General features: G+C 71.4%; 23 protein-coding genes. 14 read left to right on the plus strand and 9 right to left on the minus strand.

Annotated features, from left to right (window positions below):
* Positions 1-137 precede the first annotated feature (137 nt).
* The 4 genes from AXK60_RS18865 to AXK60_RS18880 are packed head-to-tail and all read left to right on the plus strand — an operon-like array spanning position 138 to position 3322.
* A complete protein-coding gene (locus tag AXK60_RS18865) occupies positions 138-764 on the plus strand; it encodes a TetR/AcrR family transcriptional regulator (RefSeq protein ID WP_175400073.1) in 627 nt (208 codons plus the stop codon).
* The gene (locus AXK60_RS18870; protein WP_068573545.1) at positions 761-1303 is read left to right on the plus strand and encodes a GNAT family N-acetyltransferase; all 543 of its coding nucleotides are present in this window, start codon (positions 761-763) and stop codon (positions 1301-1303) included. Before AXK60_RS18865 ends, AXK60_RS18870 begins: the two co-directional genes overlap by 4 nt.
* Complete coding sequence (gene bluB / locus AXK60_RS18875; RefSeq protein WP_068573546.1) at positions 1303-1944, plus strand: 5,6-dimethylbenzimidazole synthase; 642 nt, start codon at positions 1303-1305, stop codon at positions 1942-1944. The genes AXK60_RS18870 and bluB overlap by 1 nt, the downstream gene beginning before the upstream one ends.
* Positions 1945-1978: 34 nt before the next feature.
* Positions 1979-3322, plus strand: a complete 1344-nt coding sequence (locus AXK60_RS18880) for a L,D-transpeptidase (RefSeq protein ID WP_068575228.1) — start codon at positions 1979-1981, stop codon at positions 3320-3322.
* 617 nt (positions 3323-3939) lie between these two features.
* On the opposite strand, the gene AXK60_RS18885 is transcribed toward AXK60_RS18880, so the two are convergent.
* Complete coding sequence (locus AXK60_RS18885; RefSeq protein WP_068573547.1) at positions 3940-5157, minus strand: MFS transporter; 1218 nt, start codon at positions 5155-5157, stop codon at positions 3940-3942.
* Positions 5158-5262: 105 nt separating this feature from the next.
* On the opposite strand from AXK60_RS18885, the gene AXK60_RS18890 reads away from it, so the two are divergent.
* The gene (locus tag AXK60_RS18890) at positions 5263-5607 is read left to right on the plus strand and encodes an ArsR/SmtB family transcription factor (RefSeq protein WP_068573548.1); all 345 of its coding nucleotides are present in this window, start codon (positions 5263-5265) and stop codon (positions 5605-5607) included.
* On the opposite strand, the gene AXK60_RS18895 is transcribed toward AXK60_RS18890, so the two are convergent.
* Complete coding sequence (locus tag AXK60_RS18895) at positions 5555-6190, minus strand: DUF998 domain-containing protein (RefSeq protein ID WP_068573549.1); 636 nt, start codon at positions 6188-6190, stop codon at positions 5555-5557. The genes AXK60_RS18890 and AXK60_RS18895 overlap by 53 nt on opposite strands.
* A gap of 29 nt (positions 6191-6219) precedes the next feature.
* Entirely contained in the window at positions 6220-7104 is an 885-nt protein-coding gene (locus AXK60_RS18900) for a cytochrome c oxidase assembly protein (RefSeq protein WP_082778245.1), read from the minus strand.
* Positions 7105-7172: 68 nt separating this feature from the next.
* Between AXK60_RS18900 and AXK60_RS18905 the strand changes: the two genes are divergently transcribed.
* The 3 genes from AXK60_RS18905 (at position 7173) to AXK60_RS18915 (ending at position 11002) form a co-directional block, all read left to right on the plus strand.
* Positions 7173-7862 (plus strand): response regulator transcription factor, encoded by a 690-nt coding sequence (locus tag AXK60_RS18905; protein WP_175400074.1) that lies wholly within the window; start codon positions 7173-7175, stop codon positions 7860-7862.
* The gene (locus AXK60_RS18910; protein ID WP_068573551.1) at positions 7859-8782 is read left to right on the plus strand and encodes a sensor histidine kinase; all 924 of its coding nucleotides are present in this window, start codon (positions 7859-7861) and stop codon (positions 8780-8782) included. Before AXK60_RS18905 ends, AXK60_RS18910 begins: the two co-directional genes overlap by 4 nt.
* 69 nt (positions 8783-8851) lie before the next feature.
* Complete coding sequence (locus AXK60_RS18915) at positions 8852-11002, plus strand: solute carrier family 23 protein (protein WP_082778246.1); 2151 nt, start codon at positions 8852-8854, stop codon at positions 11000-11002.
* A gap of 101 nt (positions 11003-11103) precedes the next feature.
* Here the strand turns inward: AXK60_RS18915 and AXK60_RS18920 are convergent, their stop codons facing one another.
* Together AXK60_RS18920 and AXK60_RS18925 are read right to left on the minus strand one after the other, a co-directional pair.
* Entirely contained in the window at positions 11104-11511 is a 408-nt protein-coding gene (locus AXK60_RS18920) for a MerR family transcriptional regulator (RefSeq protein WP_068573553.1), read from the minus strand.
* Positions 11512-11520: 9 nt separating this feature from the next.
* A complete protein-coding gene (locus AXK60_RS18925) occupies positions 11521-13026 on the minus strand; it encodes a SulP family inorganic anion transporter (RefSeq protein WP_068573554.1) in 1506 nt (501 codons plus the stop codon).
* A 229-nt stretch (positions 13027-13255) separates the two neighbouring features.
* On the opposite strand from AXK60_RS18925, the gene AXK60_RS18930 reads away from it, so the two are divergent.
* The 4 genes from AXK60_RS18930 to AXK60_RS18945 are packed head-to-tail and all read left to right on the plus strand — an operon-like array spanning position 13256 to position 16784.
* Complete coding sequence (locus AXK60_RS18930; protein ID WP_139058044.1) at positions 13256-13906, plus strand: hypothetical protein; 651 nt, start codon at positions 13256-13258, stop codon at positions 13904-13906.
* The gene (locus AXK60_RS18935) at positions 13878-14564 is read left to right on the plus strand and encodes a response regulator transcription factor (RefSeq protein WP_068573556.1); all 687 of its coding nucleotides are present in this window, start codon (positions 13878-13880) and stop codon (positions 14562-14564) included. Before AXK60_RS18930 ends, AXK60_RS18935 begins: the two co-directional genes overlap by 29 nt.
* A 24-nt stretch (positions 14565-14588) precedes the next feature.
* Positions 14589-15977 (plus strand): sensor histidine kinase, encoded by a 1389-nt coding sequence (locus AXK60_RS18940; protein WP_068573557.1) that lies wholly within the window; start codon positions 14589-14591, stop codon positions 15975-15977.
* 9 nt (positions 15978-15986) lie between these two features.
* Positions 15987-16784: a glutamate racemase gene (locus AXK60_RS18945; protein WP_068573558.1), complete on the plus strand. Its 798-nt coding sequence runs from the start codon at positions 15987-15989 to the stop codon at positions 16782-16784.
* Between the two features lie 159 nt (positions 16785-16943).
* On the opposite strand, the gene AXK60_RS18950 is transcribed toward AXK60_RS18945, so the two are convergent.
* Genes AXK60_RS18950 through AXK60_RS18960 form a run of 3 tightly spaced genes read right to left on the minus strand, consistent with a single transcriptional unit; the run spans position 16944 to position 19974 of the window.
* Entirely contained in the window at positions 16944-17447 is a 504-nt protein-coding gene (locus tag AXK60_RS18950) for a hypothetical protein (protein WP_068573559.1), read from the minus strand.
* A 53-nt stretch (positions 17448-17500) separates the two neighbouring features.
* Positions 17501-19081: an ABC transporter permease gene (locus AXK60_RS18955; RefSeq protein ID WP_068573560.1), complete on the minus strand. Its 1581-nt coding sequence runs from the start codon at positions 19079-19081 to the stop codon at positions 17501-17503.
* On the minus strand, positions 19078-19974 hold the full coding sequence (locus AXK60_RS18960) for an ABC transporter ATP-binding protein (RefSeq protein WP_068573561.1): 897 nt from the start codon (positions 19972-19974) through the stop codon (positions 19078-19080). The genes AXK60_RS18955 and AXK60_RS18960 overlap by 4 nt, the downstream gene beginning before the upstream one ends.
* Positions 19975-20039: 65 nt before the next feature.
* Here AXK60_RS18960 and AXK60_RS18965 point away from each other — a divergent pair, with 65 nt between their 5' ends.
* The gene (locus AXK60_RS18965; RefSeq protein WP_068573562.1) at positions 20040-20501 is read left to right on the plus strand and encodes a GbsR/MarR family transcriptional regulator; all 462 of its coding nucleotides are present in this window, start codon (positions 20040-20042) and stop codon (positions 20499-20501) included.
* A gap of 91 nt (positions 20502-20592) precedes the next feature.
* The gene (locus AXK60_RS18970; RefSeq protein WP_068573563.1) at positions 20593-21465 is read left to right on the plus strand and encodes an aldo/keto reductase family oxidoreductase; all 873 of its coding nucleotides are present in this window, start codon (positions 20593-20595) and stop codon (positions 21463-21465) included.
* 46 nt (positions 21466-21511) lie between these two features.
* Here AXK60_RS18970 and AXK60_RS18975 read toward each other — a convergent pair whose 3' ends face one another.
* Positions 21512-22294 carry an ABC transporter permease gene (locus tag AXK60_RS18975; protein WP_068573564.1) on the minus strand — a complete coding sequence of 261 codons (783 nt, stop codon included), beginning with the start codon at positions 22292-22294 and terminating at the stop codon, positions 21512-21514.
* Positions 22295-22457 lie beyond the last annotated feature (163 nt).

The following is a 22457-nucleotide window of genomic DNA, read 5'->3' on the forward strand; positions in this document are numbered from 1 at the left end:
CTCCATGCTCCTCTCGGTTCCGACGCCCGGCTCTCCGGGGCTATTTCTACGAGCGCCACTTGTAATAATAGAAGATCGATGCCGCGGACCGTTAGTGGGAACCCCCGGAACCGACGCACCGCATAGAATCGGCTGCTGTGAGTCCCGGCAGAAACGATCAGACCGCGCAGAGCATCCTGTCTGCGGCGGTGTCCAGCATCGGTAGCGTCGGTATTTCGCGTACGACGATGGAGAACGTCGCGAATCTCGCCGGCATCGGCGTGGCCACCGTCTACCGCCGCTTCAACCGCAAGGACAACCTCGTCCAGCAGGCCATCCGGTACGAGGCCGAGCAACTGCTCAGCGCTGTCGAACAGCAGGTCACGGGCTTGGGCACCGTCGAGGAGGCGCTGACGGAGGGGTTCGTCGCGTTCCTGCGGGAGGCGCACCGTCGGCCCCTGATCCGGGGCATCGGCGACGGCAACGTCGTGGTCGGCCTGCCGATGATCGCGCAGGGCGGCGGCATGCTCATCGAGATCGGCCGCGAGTTCGCCGCGCACATCATCGAGGGCTTCCAGGCCAAGGGAGAGCTGCCCGAGTTCGACGCCAAACCGATCGCGGAGATCTTCGCGCGGGTCGGGCACTCGGTCCTGCTGGCGCCGGACGGCCTGATCAGCTTCGACGACCCCTACACCGCCGGTCGGGTGGTCCGGGAGTGCCTGATGCCCGCGATCGCGGCGCAGGCCGCTGCCGCCGGTGGAGCGGCATCGGGCGGCGCCTCGTGATCCGGCCCGCGACACCGGCGGACGTGCCGGAGATCCTCACCATGATCGCCGAGCTCGCCGCGTACGAGAAGGAGCCCGACGCCGCGGTCGCGACCGCCGAGCAGCTGCAGGCCGCGTTGTTCGGACCCGCGCCGGCGGTCTTCGCCCGTATCGCCGCCGAGGTCGGCGCCGACGGCACCGAGACGGTCGTCGGCATGGCCGTGTACTTCCGCACCTTCTCCACCTGGACCGGCACGCACGGCATCTGGCTCGAGGACCTGTACGTGCGCCCCGGCGTGCGCGGTGGCGGGCACGGCAAGCAGCTGCTGGCGACGCTCGCGCAGGAGTGCCGGGACAACGGCTACGAGCGGCTCGAGTGGACCGTCCTCGACTGGAACGCGCCGGCCATCGGCTTCTACCGGTCCATCGGGGCCGTGCCCATGGACGAGTGGACGACGCAGCGGCTCACCGGTCCGTCCCTCGGGGCCCTGGCCACCGTCGCCGACGGTGCCGCCGGGCCCGGCCCGGCGGGCGCGCGGTCCGGTCCGGGCGACGCCTGATGGACGTCTTCGAGGCGATCCTGCGCCGTCGCGACGTGCGCAACGAGTTCGCGGGCGAGGTCATCGACGACGACCGCCTACTGCGCATCCTCAGCGCCGCGCACAGCGCGCCGAGCGTCGGCAACACGCAGCCCTGGGACTTCGTCGTGGTGCAGGACCCGGGCACGCTCGCCCGGTTCGCGGGGCACGTCGGCGACTGCCGCGAGGACTTCGCGCGCTCCCTGCCCGCGGACCGGAAGGACACCTTCAATCCCATCTCGATCGAGGGGATCGAGTCCTCGCGGACCGGCGTCGTGGTCACCTACGACCCGACCCGCGGCGGCACGCACATCCTGGGCCGGCACACGATCGACGAGACCGGGCACCTGTCGGTGGCGCTGGCCATCCAGAACCTGTGGTTGGCCGCGACGGCGGAGGGCATCGGCGTGGGCTGGGTGTCCTTCTACCGCGAGCCCTTCCTGCGGGAACTGGTCGGCGTGCCGGAACACGTGCACGTCGTCGCATGGCTCTGCGTGGGACCCGTCACCCAGCTCCAGACCGCTCCCGACCTGGAGCGATTCGGGTGGCGGCAGCGTCGGCCCCTGTCCGACGCGGTGCACCGCGAGTGCTACCCGAACGGCGATGTCACTTCCGATCGCTAGACTGCGGGCAAGTGGCGAGGGGAACTCAGTGAGCATGTTCAACGAGCGTGTCGGCCGGCGCGCGGTACTGATCGGTGCCGCGGCCGCGGTGCCCGTGGTGGTCGCGGGCTGCACGATCGGCGATACGGGAGGCTCGGGTGCCAGCGCGGGCCCGTCCGGCCCGCCCCCGGATCCGGCGGAGGTCACGGTCAACCCGGCCGACGGTGCGCAGGCCGTCAGTCCGATCGCCCCGGTCACGGTGTCGATCGCCAAGGCGAAACTGGGCTCGGTCACGCTGACCGACGACAAGGGCGTCGCGGTCGACGGTGAGCTCTCGACGGACCTGCTCTCGTGGAAGCCCACGAAGCCGCTCGCCTACAACGGCGTGTACACGCTCGTCGCGAAGTACGAGACGCTCGGCCAGCCGCGCGAGAAGCGCGCCACCTTCTCCACGGTGAAGGTCGACGAGACGAACAAGACCCAGCCCTACTTCGAGAACACGGGCGGGATGTCGCTCAACGACGGTGCCGTCTACGGCGTGGGGCAGGTCGCGGTCGTCCACTTCGACGAGCCGATCAAGGACCGCGCGATGGCGCAGAAGCTGCTCAAGGTCACGACGACCCCGTCGGTGCCGGGTGCGTGGATGTGGACGACCGACAAGACCGTCGCGTGGCGGCCGAAGGTCTACTACCCGTCCGGCACGAAGGTGTCGATCGAGGCGGGCGTGTTCGGCAAGGAGGTCAGCCCCGGGCTCTGGGGTGAGAAGGACGTCTCCGTCTCGTTCACCATCGGTGAGTCGCACGTGTCCATCGCCGACGACACCACCAAGCAGGTGCAGGTCTTCGTGAACGGTCAGATGGTCCGGTCGATGCCCACGTCGATGGGGCAGGGCGGCGAGCAGGTGATCAACGGCAAGACCTTCCACTTCTGGACGCAGCGCGGCGTCTACACGGTGCTGGACAAGGCGAATCCCGTGATCATGGACTCGTCGACCTACGGCCTGCCGATCAATTCGCGGCTGGGCTACAAGCAGACCATCGGCTGGGCCACCCGCATCAGTAACGACGGCATCTACCTGCACGCGCTCGACAACATCTGGGCGCAGGGCGTGAGCAACCAGTCGCACGGCTGCCTCAACCTGAGCCCGGCCAACGCGCAGTGGTTCTTCGGGCTCTCACAGCCGGGTGACGTGGTGGAGGTCCGCAACACCGGCGGGCCCGCGCTCGAGCAGTGGCAGAACGGCGACTGGTCCGTCCCGTGGTCCACCTGGGTCGCCGGGAGCGCCGTGCCCGTCGACGGTGACGGTGTCCCGCTCGCCCCGACCTCGTCCGCCGCACCCTCCCCGTCGTCGACGGTGCCCTCCACCGGTGAGCCCGGGACGAGTACGCCCGGAGGCTGATCCACGGACTCCGCCGGCGGCGGACTGCGGTCGCGAGGCCGGTGTCGGTGGTCTCCCGCGACCCACGCGATGGCTTCGTGCGCTCTGCGCCGACGACAGAGGGACGCAGCCGATCTCGCGACTCTCGGATCCTGACCGAGATGGACAGCGCCGGTGGGTCGGCACGGGCGGGATCACGCAGTTCGATGTTTCGTCCCCCGCGCGGCGCCGAGAGGAGCGTCGGGCGTTCGTACCCCCATCGGACGCCCGGCGTTTCGCGAGGGAAGCGTCGTCCCCCACGCGGCGCCGTTGTCCCCCGCGCGGCGCCGAAAGGAGCGCCGGGCGTTCGTACCCCTATCGCACGCCAGTCGTTCGGTGGGGGCTCGGCCGTCCCCCGCGCGGCGCCGTGTCCCCCATGAGGCGTCGATCCCCCATATGGCGCTAGATCCCGTGCGGCGCACGACGGTTCGGGAGCGTGTCCATGTCGGTCAGAATCCGAGAGTCAGCGGATCGTCGAGTCCCCGCGTTCGTCCTCCCGCCCATCGAACCCGATCCCATGGTCCGCCAGCCGCCAGCCGCCAGCCGCCAGCCGCCAGCCGCCAGCCGCCGATCGGTGCGGCCGTCGATCTCGACCCGGCCTACGTGAGCACGGCGGACCGTCGGCCGCGGACGCCGATGGCGGCGGCCAGAAGGCAGGCACCGGCGACGGCGGCCGCGAACCACGGGAAGATCGTGGCGGTGCTGTAGGTGGTGGCGAGGTAGCCGGCGATCACCGTCGGCACGCCCATCGCGAGGTAGCCGAGCAGGTAGTACGCGCTCATCACCTGGCCGCGGGCGTGCGCCGGAGCGACGGCGGCGAGGTGCCGCAGCGAACCACCGAAGGCCAGGCCGAAGGTGGCGCCGAGCAGGATGGTGTCGACGACGATGAGCCAGGTGTGGCCGTCGCGCACGGCGAACACCGCGAGCGCGAGGGAGATCGCCAGGCCGATGTCGCCGACGACGGCGGTGGGACGCGCCGGGTAGCGGCCACCGATGTACTGCGAGATCGCGGACGCGAGGGCCATCACCGCGACGAGGCCGCCGGTGAACATCACCGAGTGGTGCCCCGTGACGTGCTGCACGAGAGCGGGGTACAGGCTGAGGAAGACGCCGAGCACCGACCACGCCGTGATGATCCCGATGCCGGAGAACCAGAAGTCGGAGGCGATCTCGCCCGGCACGTTGGGCCGGCTCAGGCGCACGCGGCCTCCGGTGCGACCGGTGTGCGGCTCGATCAGCGCGATGACGCCGAGGAGGATCGCGAGCACCACGACGCCCATCGTCACGAACGGCGTGCGCAGCGGGTGCGGCGCGTACTGGGCCACGGCCGCCGCGCCGAGTGCGGTCGCGGCGATGCCCACGTTGAGCGCGACGCCGGAGAGCATGCCGTTGCGGGCCCCGTCGTCCGGCCGGACGTCGAGGAGGGCGGCCCCGGCGACCACGGTGATCGAGCCGATCGCCGCGCCGTGCAGGAACCGCGCCAGGATCAGCTGCCATTCGGCGCCCGCGAAGAGGAACAGCACCAGCCCGAGCAGGATCGTCGCGACCGCGACCAGTAGTACGGGCTTGCGGCCGATCGCGTCGGAGATCGGCCCGACGGTGAGCGCCGCGCCGAGTGCGCCGATGGCGTAGACCGCGAACACGACCGTGGTCGACAGCGCCGACAGGTGCCATTGCTCCTGGTAGAGCGGGTACAGCGGGGAGGGGAGGCCCGAGACTCCGAGGGCCAGCGCGAGCAGCGTGAGCAGGAGAGCGAAGGCCCAGCGCTGTGGGTGCGCATGAGTCGACGGTGGTGCGATCTGCTCGGTGATGCTCATCGGGGACGCCTCCGGTGTACGGTTGAGTTCGATGATCGTCGAACCATGTCGTACAGTACACCCGGTTCGACGAGGATCAAACCATTATCTCAGGGAACGAGAATCATGATCGACGTCACAGTCGCCTCCGGCATCGAGGTCGCCTCGCTGCACACCGTGCTCAGCGCGCTGGCGGATCCGGTGCGCCTGGAGATGGTCCGGCGCCTGCACCGCGAGCGGGGCCCCATGGCGTGCGCGGACCTCTACGACGGCGTGACCAAGGCGACGGCGAGCCACCACTTCAAGGTGCTCCGCGAGGCCGGGATCACCGGACGTGAGGACGTGGGCGCCCACACCCGGCAGCTGCTGCGGGCCGACGACGTGGAGCGCGCCTACCCCGGCCTGCTCGGCTCGGTGATCAGCGCGGCCGAGCGCGAGGCGGCAGCGCCACCAGCACCAGCCACAGCGTGAGCGCGAGGATCTGCGCCCGCTGCGCCAACCCCAGGTAGAGCGCCGGTTCGAGCATCGCGACGAGCGTCCACGCCGTCGCGAGGAGGAATGCGAGGCCGGCGCCCAGGGGGAGCCGGGCGCCGTCGAACCCGGATCCGCGGCGCCACAGTGCCCAGCCGAGGACGGCGACCACGCCGCCGAAGCCCGCGATCCCGGAGGAGACGGCGTGCCCGACGTGCGTGAACGGCACCAGGCCGGCCGCCTCGCGCGCGGCGCACGCGGCGTCCGCGGTCGGGGTGCACGACAGCGGCATCAGGGCGTCGCACATGGTGGCGGCGCCCAGGACGAGCAGGCCGATCAGCGCCCCTCGGGCCGTCCAGGGCGCCGGGCGTGCAGCGCGCCACGCGAGGGCCCCGGCCACGACGAAGGCGGTGCCGGCCAGGAGATCCGTCGCACGGAAGAGCTTCGCGTAGGGCTGGCCCGAGGCCCCGACCTCGCTGACGAACGAGGTCAGCGGGCTGAGCTCCGAGCCGAGCAGCGACGCGATCAGCCACGTCGAATAGAGCACGGCGCCGCCGATCACGATGAGGCGGGCGCGGCGCATGGGGCCAGGCTACCGTCGGCGAGCGGGTCTCAGCCGCGGCCGAGTTCGCGCAGGTAGGCGTTGTAGGCGTTCGTCTCGTCCGCTTCCCGACGGTCCGCCCCCGCCCGCTCGGCGTCCCGCCGCTCGGCCCGGCGCCAGCGCAGGGCGAACAGGCAGGTCGTGATCATCGCGACGGGCTCGCCGTAGGACCAGGCGAGCGCACCGGCGATGGACTGGTCGCGCAGTGGGTCGATCCCCCACGACGTCGGCGGTGCGGCGAACGCGGCGACCATGGGGGTGGTCGCCATCATGAGGATCACGCCGATGAACACGTGCAGCGGCATCTCGATGAAGATGTCGAAGAAGCGCATGAGCCACGAGTCGCGGCCGGGCAGCGGGCCGATCGACAGGATCGGGATGATGAACAGCAGCCCCGCCCCGAGGAAGAAGACCTGCAGCGCGGTGTGGCCGGCCCGGGTCCCGCCGATCGCGTCCACCACTCCGGCGAGATAGACACCGTAGTAGCTCACCAGGAACAGAGGGATGGTGAACGCCGAGTGCAGCAGGATCCGCGGCGCAGGGCTGCGCAGGAGCCCCAGCGCCGCGCCGAGCACCACTCGTCCGAGCCCGCGGTGCGGCGTCGCGCGGAGCAGCAGCACCCCGGGGGCGCCCCCGATCAGTAGCGGCGGGACCAGGATCGACAGCGTGAGCTGCTGGAACATGAACGCGCTGAACAGGTGCCAGGTGTAGGCCTCGATCCGCAGTCCGGTCACCCCGGCGAGGACCGCGCAGCCGAGCAGGAAGCTCACGAGGCGCGCGACCGGCCACCGTCGGCCCTTCCGGCGCAGCGTGCGGACCCCCGCGACGTACAGCGCGGCCGCCGCGATCGCGGCCAGCGGCAGGATCGGGAGCGCCGGCGGATCCCACGCGAGCATTCCGAGGATCGACGGTGCCTCCACCGGCGGATCAGGAATAGTCACATGCGCATATTACAATGTTCGGCATGGACCTTCACAGAGTGCTGGTGATCGAGGACGAGCCCGCTCTCGCGCGGCTCACCCGGGAGTACCTCGTGCGGGACGGATTCGACGTGACGATCGCGGGTGACGGTGAGCAGGGGCTGGCCCTCGCCCGCGAGCTCGAACCCGCGGTCATCCTGCTGGACATCGGCCTACCGCGCATCGACGGCTTGGAGGTGTGCCGCGCCGTGCGCTCCTTCAGCGACGCCTACGTCATCATGCTCACCGCGCGCGGCGACGAGCTCGACCGGATCGTGGGCCTGTCGGTCGGCGCCGACGACTACCTCGTCAAACCGTTCAGTCCGCGCGAGGTCGTGGCCAGGGTCCGGGCCATGCTCCGCCGCCCGCGCACCATGCCCGACGGTGCCGGCGCGGCCCGGCGGTTCGGCGCGCTGACCGTCGATCCGATCGCCCGGGAGGTCCGGGTGGCCGATGAGGCCGTGGAGCTGACGGCCACCGAGTTCGACGTGCTCGCGACCCTGGCGCGGAGCCCGAACGTGGCCTTCAGCCGGGCGCAGCTCATCGAATCGATCTGGGGTACGGGCTGGGTCGGCGACGAGCGGCTCGTCGACGTCCACGTCGGCCGCGTGCGCCGCAAGCTCGGTGACGATGCCGCCGACCCGCGGTTCGTCCGTACCGTCCGCGGTGTGGGCTACCGGATGGGTCCCGGATGATCCGGCCGCGCAGCCCCGGACCGCTGCTCATGGCGGTGGCGCTGGGGACGCTGGCGGTGACCGCGCTCGTCGACTTCGTGATCTGGCCGCTGGTGCTCAGCCGGGAGTCGGCGGAGCGGGTCAACGTCCTCGCGGCGCTGACCGGCTTCGTCGGCGCCGTCGTGGTGTCGATCTCGGTGAGCGGCGTTCTGGCCAGGCGGCTCGATCGCTCGGTGGCGGCGCGTCTCGAGCACAGTGACCGCGAGCGCCGGCGCCTGCTCACCGACCTCGCACACGAGATCCGCACGCCCGTCAGCGTTCTCGACGGCTACCTGGAGGCCGTCCAGGACGGCGTGGTCGAACCCGACGCTGCGACACTCGCTGTGCTCCGTGCACAGACCACGCGCCTCGCGCGGCTCACCGACGACCTGCAGTCGGTCTCGCACGCGGAGGAGGGCGCACTGGACCTGCGGCCGACGGCCGTCGACGTGCCGGAGCTGCTCGAGGCCGCCGCAGCGGCCGCCCGCCGCGGCTACGCGGACCGGGGCGTGGAGCTGCGCGTGCGGGTCGCGCCGGCGGCTCGCCGCCCCCTCGTCGCCGATCGCCACCGCCTCGATCAGGTGCTCGCCAACCTGCTGTCGAACGCCCTGCGGCACAGCGACCCCGGGGGCACCGTCGAGCTCGGGGCGGACGCCGCACCCCACCGCCGGGTCCGGATCCGCGTGGCCGACAACGGGGACGGCATCGCGCCGCACCACCTCGAATCGATCTTCGAGCGCTTCTACCGCACCGACATCGCGCGCGACCGGGACCACGGAGGCAGCGGCGTCGGCCTGACCATCAGCCGCGCGATCGTGCTCGCGCACGACGGCCACATGTGGGTGGAATCCGAGGGCGAGGGGCGCGGCGCCGTGTTCGCCTTCACCCTCCCCGCCCCCTGATCCCCGGCTTCACGCGATCTTCACGACATCGCGGCGACGCGTCCACACCCCGCCTCCACAGTGGGGTGCATGCAGGAGAAACTCAGAGACATAGCGCGATTCGACGGGCCGTCGTCGATCGTCGTCTTCCTCGTGGCGCTGCCACTGTCCCTCGGCATCGCGCTCGCGTCGGGCGCTCCGCTCATGGCGGGGCTCATCGCGGGCGTCGTCGGTGGCATCGTCGGCGGCCTGATGGGCGGCTCGCCGCTGCTCGTCAGCGGACCCGCGGCGGGTCTCACCGTGGTGGTCGCGGAGCTCATCGCGACCTTCGGCTGGAAGGTGACCACCGCGATCACCGTCGCCGCCGGCCTGGTGCAGATCGGCCTGGGCCTGAGCCGGATCGCCCGCGCCGCACTCGCGATCTCCCCGGTCGTGGTGCACGCCATGCTCGCCGGCATCGGCGTGACGATCGTGATCCAGCAGGCGCACGTGCTGCTCGGCGGATCGTCGCGCAGCTCCGTGCTGCAGAACCTCCTCGACCTCCCCGCGCGGATCGGCGCGCTGCACTGGCCGGACCTCGCCGTGGGCCTCGTCGTGATCGGGGTGATGGTGGTGTGGCCGAAGCTGCCCGCGGCGTGGCGGCGCGTCCCCGGCGCGCTCGTCGCCGTGGCCGCCGCGACCGTCCTGTCGCTCGTGGTGCCGATGAGCGTCGAGCGGATCCGCCTGAACGGCTCCATCATCGACGCGATCGGCCTGCCGTCCATGCCGACCGGGAACTGGGGCGCGGTCGCGCTGGGGGTGCTCACCGTGGCGCTCATCGCGAGCGTCGAATCGCTCCTCTCGGCGGTCGCGACCGACCGCATGCACGACGGCCCGAAGTCGAACCTCGACCGCGAGCTGGTCGGGCAGGGCGCGGCCAACACCCTCTCCGGACTGCTCGGCGGCCTGCCCGTCACGGGCGTCATCGTCCGCAGCGCCACCAATGTCGCCGCCGGGGCGCGCACGCGCTGGTCGGCCGTCCTGCACGGCGTCTGGCTGCTGCTGTTCTCCGTCGCGTTGTCGGGTCTCGTCGAGAAGATCCCCACCTCCGCGCTCGCGGGACTGCTCATCGTGATCGGCGTGCAGCTGGTGAAGATCTCGCACATCCGCAGCGCCCGCCGTACCGGCGACCTCCTGGTCTACGGCGTCACCATCGGCGGCGTCCTGTTCCTGAACCTGCTCGAGGGCGTGCTCGCCGGGCTGGTCGTTGCGCTGGTCCTCGTGCTGTGGCGCGTCGCCCGGGCCCACATCGAGGCCGCGGTCGATGGTGCCGGGCGCTGGCACGTCACCGTCGACGGGACGCTGTCCTTCTTCTCCCTGCCGCGCCTGACGCGAGTGCTCGCCACCGTCCCGCCGGGGCGGGACGTCGCGATCGAGCTGACCGTCGATTTCCTCGATCACGCTGCGGCGGAGGAGATCCTCGAGTGGGCGCGGCGCTACCGGGCCGCGGGCGGCACCGTCACCGTCGACGATCTCGGCGGCGCGGCCCTCGACGCGGCGGCCACGCGCACGCCCCGGCGCACCACGCAGCGCCCGGCCGAACGCGGCCTCCTGCCCTGGCGCGCGCACGCCCGCGGCGGCCTCGCCGACGGCATCGCCCGGTACCACCGGCGGCACGCGGCGCTGCTCAGTGACGACTACGACCAGCTCAGCGGCGGACAGCGGCCGGAGGCGCTGTTCCTGACCTGCGCCGACTCCCGGATCGTCCCGAACGTCATCACCGGGAGCGGCCCGGGCGATCTGTTCACCGTCCGCAACGTGGGCAACCTGGTGCCGCCCGCGGGCACGGACCCGTCGATGGAGGCCTCGCTCGCGTTCGCGGTGGAGGAGCTCGGGGTCCGGCAGGTCATCGTCTGCGGCCACTCGTCGTGCGGGGCGATGGGCGTCGCGCTCTCCTCGCCCCCGGTGCCTCCGACGATCGAGCGCTGGATCGCGCACGCGGCACCGTCGACGAATGCCTTCCGTGCGGGGCATCCCGTGCGCCGCGCGGCGGCGGGCCTGGGCTTCGGCGAGGCGGATCAGCTCTCGCTGGTCAATGTCGCGATGCAGGTGGCGGCGGTGGCGGAGCATCCACTGGTGCGGGACGAGGTCCGGGCGGGGCGGGTCGAGGTGATCGGTCTGTTCTTCGACATCGCGTCCGGCCGGGTCCTGCGCGTGACGGACTCGGCGGTCGTGGAGGCGGACACCCTCACCCACGCCTGACGGCTCGCCGGCGCGGCGCTGCGGAGCTCACCCCCGCGGCGCCGCGCATCTCCGTCCTCGGGTGACCCGACCGGGGCGCAGCGGTCGTGGCCGCCCGGTCGTCAGCGCCGCCGGGCGAGATCGGCGAGCGTGCTCGCGAACTCCTCCGCGATCGCCAACTGCGTTCGAAGCTCCGCGCAGCGCTGCTGCGCGGAGTCCGAGCACTGGTCGACGAAGACCTCCGCGTCGGCGCGCACCGCGTCGGTCGCCGCGTCGTCGGCGAGCGTGTCCAGCGCCGCGAGCAGGTCCCGCATCTGCTCGAGGGTGAAGCCGAGGGGCTTCATCCGGCGGATCACCAGGAGGCGGTCGACGTCGGTGGAGGTGTAGAGCCGGAATCCGCCCGGGCTCCGCTCGGACGGCGTGACCAGCCCGACCTCGTCGTAGTGCCGGATCGTCTTGAGCGAGAGCCCCGTCGCCTCCGCGACCTGTCCGATCTGGAGGAGGCGGCCGATCTCCGCTGCGTCTGCCATGCCGGGAGCCTAGTTCTCGCCGCCGAGGTGCCCGCTGAGACGCCCGTGCCGCTCCGCGGACGCCGCGTCGAGCCCGACGAACTCGACCGTCTTGCCCTTGCCGCGGTACTTGGTCTCGATCGCGTCGAGTGCCGCGACGGTCGACGCGTCCCAGACGTGTGTCGCGGACAGGTCGACGATCACGTGATCCGGGTCGTTCACGTAGTCGAACTGGTGCACCAGGTCGTTGCTGGACGCGAAGAACAACTCGCCCCGCACGCGGTAGGTGCGCACGCCGGGCACGTCGGACTCGGCGGGCGCGACCTCGGTGAAGTGCGCGACGCGCCGCACCAGGAGGAGCGTCGCGACGATGACGCCGCCGACCACGCCGTATGCGAGGTTGTGGGTGGCGACGGTGATCGCGACGGTGACCAGCATGACCGCGGTCTCGCTGCGGGGCATGCGACGCAGGGTCGCCGGGGCGATGCTGTGCCAGTCGAAGGTGCCGACGGCGACCATGACCATCACCGCCACCAGCGCGGCCATCGGGATCCGCGCCACGAGGTCTCCCAGGCCGACGACCAGGATCAGGAGGAACAGCCCGGCGAGGAAGGTCGAGATCCGCGTCCGGGCGCCGGAGCTCTTGACGTTGATCATCGTCTGCCCGATCATCGCGCAGCCGCCCATGCCGCCGAAGAAGCCGGTCACCACGTTCGCCACGCCCTGCCCCCAGCCCTCGCGGGTCTTGTCGGAGTGGGTATCGGTGATGTCGTCGACGAGCTTGGCGGTCATGAGCGATTCGAGCAGACCGACGAGCGCCACAGCGAGGGCGTAGGGCGCGATCAGCCGCAGCGTGCTCAGGTCGTACGGGACGTCGGGGACGAGCCACTGGGGCAGGGTGCTCGGTAGCTCACCCTCGTCGCCGACGTTCGGGACGGTGAGGCCGGCGACCATCGTCACCGCGGTCAGCAGGACGATCGCCACCAGCGGCGCCGGCACCGCGGTGGTGAGGCGCGGGAGGCCGATCATGATGAGCAGGCCTGCCGCGATCATCGGGTACACGAGCCACGGCACGCCGGTCATGTGCGGCACCTGGGCCAGGAAGATCAGGATGGCGAGGGCGTTGACGAATCCGACCATCACCGATCGCGGAATGAATCGCATCAGCTTCGCCACGCCGAGGGCGCTGAGCACGATCTGCAGGACCCCGGCCAGGATCACGGTCGCCAGCAGGTAGTCCAGGCCGTGCTCGCGCGCGATCGGTGCGACGACCAGGGCGACCGCGCCGGTGGCCGCGGAGATCATCGCGGGACGACCGCCCACGACGGCGATCGTCACCGCCATGGTGAACGAGGCGAACAGGCCCACCCGCGGATCGACGCCGGCGATGATCGAGAAGGAGATCGCCTCCGGGATCAGCGCCAGCGCCACCACGAGACCCGCGAGCGTCTCGGTCTTGAGGCGCTTCGGGCTGCGCAGCGCGGCCACGACCTCGCTGTCCCGTAGGGCCCGCGCCGCGCGCGTGTCGATTGCCATCGATCGGATCCTTCGTACATCGGTCGCACCTCGCGGCGACTGCCGAGTGCGGGGGTGAATGACGAGACGGTGCGCGGATGCACCGCGCGAACGGTCGAAACTCTACCCTCCCGTAAGGGGAGGGTTGTGCACGAGGTCGGTGCTTGCGACGCGGATTGCGACACGGCTGTGACATTCGTGGTGCGAAACGGATGAGACCCGACGACCATGGGGCACAATGCTCGGCGTCATGTTCGCAACCACACGCCCCTGGACCGCCGCGACGACGGCCGTCGTCGCCGCGCTGGCCCTCGGCGGGCTCTACCTCGCGGTCGTCGGCACCCCGACGGGGCAGCACGTCGACCACGAACTCATGCGGATCGTCTCCGCGGCGTTCGGGGTCGAGAACCCCGTCGAGGGCGCGCTGGGCCGCTACCAACTGCCGATGCTCGCGGTCGGCGGTCTCCTCGTGGCGGCGGTCGTCGCGAGCCGCCGCTCGAAGACCGTGGCCGTGTCCGCCGCGCTCGTCCTCACCGCGACGGTGGCGGTCGCCTTCGTCCTGAAGGCCCTGTTGGACCGCCCGTCGTTCGGCATCGGCCCGGAACTCAACTCCTTCCCGTCGAACACCGTGGCGGTCGTGGCCGCGCTGGCGGTGATCCTCGTCGGTTCGGCGGCGCGCCCCTATCGCGGCCTCGCGATCCTGATCGCGGGCAGTGTCGGCGCCGTCGTGTCCGTGCTCGTCGTCGCCCAACAGTGGCACCGCCCGGGCGATGTCCTGGGAGCATGGCTGGTGGCGGTGGGAACCGCCGCGACGGTCCGGGTCGGTCAGGCGGCCTGGGCCTGGACGTCCGACGTGGAAGGGAGCCTCACGGGTGGTCAGGCTGCTGCTCATCGAGGATGACCCCTCGATCGTCGACGCCCTCGTGCTGTCGCTCGGCCGGCTCGACCACGTCGTCGAGCACCTGGGCGCCGCGACCGACGATCTCGAGCAGCGCGTCGCCGCCGCCGACGCGGTGATCCTCGACGTGGGCCTACCCGGCGACGACGGCTTCGCCGTGTGCCGCCGGATCCGCCGCTCCAGCACGGTCCCGATCCTCATGCTCACCGCGCGCTCCGACGACATCGACACCGTCGCCGGGCTCGAGGCCGGCGCCGACGACTACGTGGTCAAACCTGTCAGCCCCCGTGTGCTCGACGCCCGGATCAAGGCCGCGCTGCGTCGCTCGGTCCCCTGCGCGCCCCCGGAGGCGGGCCCGGCACCGTCGAACGACGGTCCGCTCGTGATCGACCGGGCCGGCGCGGAGGTGCTGCGCGACGGTGCGCCGCTGCCGCTCACGCCGACCGAGAAGCGGCTGATGTACGCCTTCGCGGACCACCCCGGCCAGGTGCTCAGCCGCGAGCAGCTGCTCGCGCTGGCCTGGAACCAGGACTTCCTCGGCGATTCCCGCCTGGTGGACAACGCGATCCTGCGGCTGCGACCGAAGATCGACCCCGACGACGGCCCGAGCCACATCGAGACGGTGCGGGGCTTCGGCTACCGGTTCCGGGCGTCACCGTGAGGCGTGTGCCATGAGGCGGGTGCCGTGCTGAAGGGCCTGCGCGCCCGGATCCTCGCGATCATCGCGGTTGTGATGTGCCTGACCGCCGGTGTCACGGGGATCGCGGTGACGGTTGTGGTGCGGGACTGGGTGTACCAGGACGCGCAGGACGCGGTGCTCACGGCCTTCCGGCACGACATGCAGAGCTTCGAGAGCCGGCCGACGCGGCCCGTGCCGGGGAGCGGCGGTCAGGAGTGGGCGACGCCCTCCGAGTCCCTCGGGCTGCCGTCGGACTACGCGGTCGAGGTCGACGGCAGGACGGTCCAGGCCGGTACGGTGCGCCCGGAGGACATCCCGGCCGAGATGCGCTCCGAGCTGGAACGGGTGCCCTCGCTGTACCGCTTCCAGCGGCTGTCCGGTGGCCGGGTGCTGGTGGCGCACAGCATGAACCGTCCGAATGCCGCCGACGCCGACACCCTGGTCGTGTACAGCGTCCAGCCCCTCGGCGATGTGCAGCAGCGGCTCGACCGGCTCACGCTGGTGGTGCTCGTCGCAGTGGGCGGCAGTGCGCTGCTGGGCATCCTGGTGGCATTGGTCGTGGCGCGCATCGTGATCCGGCCGCTCGGCCGGATCCAGTCGGTGGCGGCGCGGGTCACGGACGGCGACCCCGAGGCGCGCCTGCCCGCCACGAACGTCACCGAATTACGTGATTTCACAGAGACCTTCAACTCCATGCTGGACCGGCAGAGCGAGTCGATCGACGTGCTGCGCCGCCAGGACGAGCGGTCGCGGCGGTTCGTCGGCGATGTCTCGCACGAGCTGCGCAGCCCGCTCGCCGCGCTGGTCCCCGCCGCCGAGGTGCTGCTCGAGGAGGCCGCCGCGCTGGAACCCGGTGACGACCTGCGGCGCGCGTCCGAGCTCGTCGCCGCCGAGGTCGACACTCTCGCGGGTCTCGTCGACGACCTGCTGGAGATGACCCGCCTCGACGCGGGTGCGGCGGAGGTGCGGAGCGAGCCCTTCGAGCTCGTCGGCGCCCTGCGCGAGGCGCTCACCGCGCGCGGGTGGCGGTCCGTCGAGCTCGACGGTGCGCCGCTCACCGTCGAATCCGACCGGCGCAGGGTGGTCGCGGTGGTGACCAACCTGGTGGGCAACGCGGTCCGGCACGGGGCGCCGCCGGTGGCGGTGACCGTGGCCACCGCCCCGGGAGAGGTCGTCGTCGAGGTGCGCGACGCGGGCCCGGGCGTGCCGGAGTGCGACGCCGAGCGGGTGTTCGGGCGGTTCGCCAAGGGGCAGGAGGCGCGGTCGCGGGGCGGCGGCGGGGGAGCGGGGCTCGGGCTGGCCATCGCCCGCGACAACGCGCGACTGCTGGGCGGCGATGTGGACTACCGCCGCGACGGTGCGACCACCGTCTTCCGGCTGCGGCTCGCCCGGTAAATTCGAGGCATGCGTGTTGCGGTGATCGACTCGGGCTTCGGGATGGTCAACTACGCCGACGCCCTCTCCCGCGTGCGCCCCGACACCGAGCTCGTCCTGGCGCGCGACCCCGACAACATGCCCTACGGCCTGCTCGAACCCGCGCGGATCTCCGAGTGCGTGGTGGCGATGGCCGGCGCAGCGGCGCGGTACGACGTGGACGCCATCATCGTCGCCTGCAACACCGGCTCCATGTACGCGCTGGAAGCGGCCCGCGCCCGGTTCGAACCCGCGATCCCCGTGGTCGGAGTGGTGCCGGCCATCCGCCCGGCGGGGTCGACGGGGCGTCCCTTCGCCGTGTGGGCCACCGCGGCCGCCACCGTGAGCGACTACCAGACCTCGCTCATCGACGCCTTCGCCGACTCGGCGCTCGCGCACCGCATCCCCTGCTACGGCCTGGCCGAGGCGATCGACTCCGGCGAGCCGTCTCGCGTGGCGGAGGCGATCACGGCCGCGGCCGCGGCGACGCCCGCGGACATCGAGTCCGTGGTGCTCGGTTGCACCCATTACGGCCTGGTCAGGGAGCCGATCGTGGCAGCCCTGCGGGAGCGGACGGGGCGCGAGGTGGCCGTCTTCGACTCGCCGGAGCCGGTCGCGCGGCAGACGCTCCGACGGCTCGGTGTCGAGCCCGGCGGGCCGTCGGAGCTGGGCGACGTGGTGGCCGTGCTGGAGTCGGGTCGGGTCGGGACGCTGCCCGTGGCGCTGGCCGCCTACCCCGCGGGCCGGCTGCTGCTCGAGCGTTGCGCGCGCGGTGCGAAAAACACGTGACAGAAATACCGCGACGGGATATATGCATGATCGCAACTGTCCTGTTATCCTGAGAGGGCACTGACCGCAGCTGACTCGCTCGCTGCGGTCAGTAGTCATTTGCAGGGCTTTTGATCTCTCAAGTTAGCCCGGCGTCTCTCAGGTGAAAGTTCAACCGTCTCAGTCGATGAGATTCCGGTCGTCGGCTACGGGCAGGATCGCGGGCAGGAGTGCGACGGGGATGCCCAGGCGCTGTTTCGGCCGCACCGTCAGAACCGCGAGGAACGTGGCGCGCTCGATGCTCAGGACGTTCGCCCGATCGAGCACCGTCGTGCCGATCGGGCTGTCGAACCGGATCCGCGCCGCGTCGCTGCCCGCCGCCCACCGCGCGCCCGGTGCCAGCCCCTTCCGGTTGTGCCGGTAGATGGCGATGAACGCCACGAGCTCCATCTCGACGACCACTCCGACGAAGAACGCCGCGCCGATCGCCAGTCCCAGCGGCCACCCGCTGTCGGTCGCCACACACACCGCAGTGACCACGACGCCGATCGCCAGCCCGATCGCCAGGGGCTTCATCCACGCCCGCCGTTGCCGCAGCGACGCCAGCGTTGCGCGGCGAGGGTCACCGGGCCGGGCGATCCACTCAACGGTGGTCGCGGGGATCGTATCGGGCGTCTCGCTCACGTGGTGCAGTCTGGCACGGACGGGCTGAACGATCGCAACGGCCCGATTCGGAACTACGACGCGAGGTCCCGGCGCGATTCGGAGAACGCGGCGGCGATGAGTCCGGCCGCGGCGATCACGACCAGTGCGAGGGTGGCGCCGGTGAGAACCGTCGCTCCCGGCTGCGTCGCGACGTGCTTGAACGGCGAGACCTTCGCGACCCAGTCGGGCAGCTTGAGCACATCGGCGACCATGGTCATCACGCACAGCGCGAGGACCACCCAGCCGACCGAGGACCAGTGCGCCGAGATCGCGCCGGCCAGGGCGGCGATCGCGGTGATCACCCACACGGCGGGCAGCGCGGCCAGGGCGGGCAGGATCAGCTGGCGCCCCGCGGTGAGCGAGACCCCCACGCCCAGCGCGAAGGTCGCGACGGAGGTCGCGATCACGGCGGCCGTCAGGTGCGAGGCGTACCAGCGCAGGCGCCGGACCGGCGCGGACAGCAGGTACTCGGCCCGGCCCGAGGTCTCCTCGGAGCACGCGGTGTTGACGATGGAGATGCCCAGCGCGGCCGTCGCCATGCCCATGATCGAGAACTCGGCGCCGAAGAAGATGTCGAGCATGCTCGAGCCGGATCCGCCCAGCCGCTCGAGCATCTCGCGCGTGCCGCTGTTGCCGACCAGGGAGTCGATCGCGCTGCCCATGCCGCCGAAGGCGAGGCCGACGGCGAGGAAGCCGACGCTCCAGCCGATCACCTGACCCCGGTGCAGCCGCCAGGTCAGCGCCTCGACGGTGCCGAGCAGGGCTCCGGCACGGGCCTTTCCGCGGCCCACGGGGATGAGTCCGGCGCCCAGGTCGCGCTGAGCGGCGAGGCGCAGCGCCACCGCGATGAACACCGCCGACAGCGCCAGCAGCAGGAGGATCGGCCACGGCCGGTCCTCGGCGAAGGGCCGGATCTGCTGCGCCCACCCCAGTGGGGAGAGCCAGGACTCCCAGCCGGGCTCGGCCGGCAGCGTACCGTCGGTCCGGATGACGGAGACGTCGCCGACGGCCCGGAGCAGGTAGGCGGCGCCGAGGCCCACGGCGAACAGCCCGCGGGCCGCGCGGGCGCCCTCCGTGAGTTGCGCGCAGAGCAGCGCCCATGCCGCGAACACGATGCCCGTGAACGCCCACAGCGCACCGAAGTTCAGGCTGCCGCGCGCGTCCGCACCCATGCCGATCAGGACCAGCGCGCTGAGCACGCCGATCGCCAGGCTCAGCACGACGGACTCGACGAGCGCGGCGATCGGGGGAGCGGTGCGGTCGATCGCGGAGGCGCCCAACATCTCCCGGCGGCCGGACTCCTCGTCGGCGCGGGTGTGCCGGATCACGAGCAGGCCGGTGAGCAGGCCCAGCGCGGCCGCCATCATGACGACCATCTTGATCATGCCGACGGCGCCCACGGTGGACGAGTAGACCGGGCCGAACATCGCGACGAGGGAGGGGTTCTCGCTCGCGGCGCGCGCCGCGGAGTCGAGCGATGCCTGATCGGCGTAGTTGGTCTTCGCCGTCGAGTACGCCGACGCGGCCATGGCCACGTACAGCAGCAGCCAGACGATCAGCTGGATCCGGTCGCGCCGCAGCACCAACCGGAGAGTGGGGGCGAGGCCCGTCATCGCACGGCCCCCGCGGTGTCGTAGTGCCGCAGGAACAGCTCCTCGAGCGTGGGCGGACGGCTCGTCAGCGACGTGGGACCGGCGGCCGCCAGCTCGCCGAGAATCCGCCCCAGGTCACGGGATTCGACGCTGAACGACACGCGGTCACCGTCGGCCTGGAGATCGTGCACGCCCGCGGTACCCGTCAGGTCGACGGGCTGCGCGAGGGTCGCCTCGACGCGCGTGCGGGACAGGTGTCGGAGCGAGGCCAGGGAACCGGTCTCGACGGTCGCACCGTCCTTGATGATGGTCACGGTGTCCGCCACCCGGTCCACCTCGGACAGGATGTGACTGGACAGCAGGATCGAGGTGCCCGCGGCCTTCGCCTCGGTGAGGCACTGCGTGAACACCTCCTCCATGAGCGGGTCGAGGCCGGACGTCGGCTCATCGAGGATCATGAGCTCGGCGCGCGCCGCGAACGCCGCGACGAGCGCGACCTTCTGCCGGTTGCCCTTGCTGTAGGTGCGCGCCTTCTTGGCGGGGTCCAGGGCGAATCGCTCGATGAGCTCGGCGCGACGGGCCTCATCGAGCCCGCCCCGGAGACGGCCCATCAGATCGATGATCTCGCCGCCGGACAGGTTCGGCCACAGGGTGACATCGCCCGGTACGTACGCCAGGCGACGATGCAGTTCGGGGGCCTGGCGCCATGGGTCGCCGCCGAGCAGTTCGACGGTGCCCGCGGTCTTCTTCAGGAGCCCCAACAGGATTCGGATGGTGGTGGACTTGCCGGCGCCGTTGGGTCCGAGGAAGGCGTGCACTTCCCCGGGGGTCACGGTCAGGTCGAGTCCGTTGAGGGCATGTGCGCTGCCGAAGGTCTTGGTGAGGCCCTCGGCGCGGATGACGTCAGTTGTCATGGCGCTGACGCTACGCGCGTTTCACAAATTTGTGAAGTGTTAAAAATTCGTATAATCTGCGCGATATGGACGCGCCGAACTTCGTGGAGAACATGGCAGCCGCGTTCGTGGAGGCGGGGATGCAGCGGATGGCGTCCCGTGTGTTCGCCGCGGTACTGACCTCGCCGGAGGCCGCGCTGACCCCGTCGCAGATCGCCGCGCAGTTGCAGGTGTCCGCAGGGGCGGTGTCCGGCGCGGTGGGGTACCTCGAGCAGACGTCCATGATCCGCCGCACCCATGTCCCGGGTTCGCGGCACAGCCTGATCACGCTCGGCGACGACATCTGGTACGAGGCCTTCGCCTCGCGGAATCCGATCCTGGAGCGGTGGCGCGAGGTGGCGATCGAGGGCATCGAGGAACTCCCCGCGGGCGGGCCCGCCGCGGAACGGCTGTCCGTGATGCGGGACTTCTTCGACTTCATGATCACCGAGCTCCCCGAGATGATGGAGCGCTGGCGGCAGGTGCGGCAGGACAAGCACGGGTACTGACGGGTCCCGTCCAGGCGCCGTCGTTCGGCGGCGCGGGCGGGAAACTGGAATCCTGGAGGGGTCGCACGTCCTCGCCACGAAGGAGTCCCCCATGACCGCACCCACCCCGCCCGGCGGAACCTTCGATCTGGGCGGTGACCTGACGGTCACCCGCTTCGGTTACGGCGCGATGCAACTGGCCGGCCCCGGCGTCTTCGGCCCGCCGGCCGACCGTGAGGCCGCGATCGAGGTCCTGCACGACGTGATCGACCTCGGCATCACGCACATCGACACCAGCGACTACTACGGGCCGTTCGTCACCAACGAGATCATCCGCGAGGCACTGCACCCGTACCCGGACTCGCTGCACATCGTCACCAAGGTCGGGGCCCGCCGTGACGCCACGGGCGGCTGGCCGCCGGCCCTCGAGCCCGACGACCTGCGCCGCGCCGTCGACGAGAACCTCGAGCGCCTCGGGCTCGACGCGATCGACGTGGTGAACCTCCGCGTCGGCGATTTCGACACGCCCGCTCCCGGCTCGATCGCCGAGCCCTTCACCGTCCTCGCCGAGCTGCAGCAGCAGGGGCTGATCCGCCACCTCGGCATCAGCACGGTGACCGCCGAGCAGGTGCGCGAGGCGCAGTCGATCGCCCCGGTCGCGTGCGTCCAGAACTTCTACAACATCGCTCACCGCGTGGACGACGAGCTCGTGGATTTGCTGGCGGCGCAGGGGATCGCGTACGTGCCGTACTTCCCGCTGGGCGGGTTCAGCCCGCTGCAGTCCGACAGCCTGAACGCCGTCGCTGCGCGGCTGGAGGCCACCCCGATGGCCGTTGCGCTGGCCTGGCTCCTGCAGCGCTCGCCGAACATCCTGCTCATCCCCGGCACTTCGTCGGTGGTGCACCTGCGCGAGAACATCGCCGGCGCGGCCCTGCAGCTGCCCGCCGACGTCGTCGCTGAGCTGGACGCCATCGCCGGTTCCTAGCGTGGTCGATAGTGCCCGCTCAGCGGGCACTATCGACCACAGGGACTCAGTAGTTGCGCGAGCCCGTCTCGTACCTGCCGTCGGCGACCAGCCACGTGATCGCCACGATCGCGACCGGGGTCACGCAGAGGATCGCGACGAGCACGTAGAGCTGCATGACCGCGGCCGCCACGGGCGAGGCGCCGCCCAACACCATGCCGACGAAGGCGCCGGGGATCGTCACCAGCCCGACGGTCCGTGTCTGGTCCAGCGCGGGGATCAGCGCGGTCGCCGCCGCGGAGCGGGTCAGGTCGAGCCGGATGAACATCGGGTCCAGCCCCAGCGACAGTCCTGCCTCGAGCTCGCCGCGCCGCGCGGTGAGCTCCTCCAGTGCGCGCTTGCCCGCCAACCCCGCCGCGGCCATGGCCGCCCCGATCGCGCTGCCCGCCACGGGGATCACGGCGATCCCGCGCGCCGGTAGCACGCCGGAGAGGATCAGCGCGACCGTCAGGAGCGCTGCCGGGCTGGCGACGGTCACCGTCGTCACCGCGAACTCGGACCAGCGGGGCCGGCGCCCCACGATGCGCCCGGCCGCCGTCCAGCCCGCCGTGCACCCCATCAGCACGGTGAACGCCGCCGTGAACCACAGGCTCCGCACGATCAGGCTCAGCGCCATGCCCAGGACGGCCAGCTGCAGGGTGGCCCGCGCCGCGGCTCCGAGTACCGCCGGCCCGTAGCCGGTGCGGCCGAGCCACGCCACTGCGGCGCCCATCAGCGCGAGGGCGACGAGCGCGACGGCGAGGCCCGGCCCGACGCTCAGCAGCTCGCCCGGATCACTACCTCCGGTCACGTGCAGGAAACCTAGTCGAAACACGCTGCCCGCGGCGACGTGACCGCGGATACCCGCAGGTCACGGTCGGTAAGGATGGCCTTTCATTTTGTGATCCGGGCGGGGGAAACTACAGTTTTGAGTACAGCCAACGATGCCTGAGGCGAGCCGCGTCCCCGGACGC

This window comes from Tsukamurella pseudospumae, from assembly GCF_001575195.1.
Classification (GTDB): Bacteria; Actinomycetota; Actinomycetes; order Mycobacteriales; family Mycobacteriaceae; genus Tsukamurella; species Tsukamurella pseudospumae.